The 449-nt window shown below is 46.3% G+C and carries 2 tRNA genes; both read left to right on the plus strand.

Features of this window, described 5'->3' with window-relative positions:
* Positions 1-56: 56 nt before the first annotated feature.
* Positions 57-133: transfer RNA gene (locus tag OGX92_RS01905), tRNA-Ile, on the plus strand.
* A 105-nt stretch (positions 134-238) separates the two neighbouring features.
* Positions 239-314, plus strand: a tRNA-Ala gene (locus tag OGX92_RS01910).
* Positions 315-449 lie beyond the last annotated feature (135 nt).

A 449-nucleotide genomic window follows, 5' to 3' on the forward strand; every position in this document is an offset into this window, starting at 1 on the left:
CTTTGTAGTGCTCACACAGATTGTCTGATGAAAATTAGCAGTAAGAAAATCTCTGCAGGCTTGTAGCTCAGGTGGTTAGAGCGCACCCCTGATAAGGGTGAGGTCGGTGGTTCAAGTCCACTCAGGCCTACCAAATTCTTTCTGATACCGCGTTGTGAAACGACTCGCATACTTCAGTATGCTTCGCCGTTCCACGCCTTGTCTCAGCAAGAATTAAGGTGAATGAGATAACTACGATGGGGCTATAGCTCAGCTGGGAGAGCGCCTGCCTTGCACGCAGGAGGTCTGCGGTTCGATCCCGCATAGCTCCACCATCCTTACTGCAAAAACACAAGAAAACTTCAGAGTGTACCTGAAAAGGTTCACTGCGAAGTTTTGCTCTTTAAAAATCTGGATCAAGCTGAAAATTGAAACGACACACTGTTTCATTTCTCCGTAATAAGAAATGA

It is taken from the genome of Citrobacter sp. Cpo089 (genome assembly GCF_030332695.1).
GTDB lineage: Bacteria > Pseudomonadota > Gammaproteobacteria > Enterobacterales > Enterobacteriaceae > Citrobacter > Citrobacter portucalensis.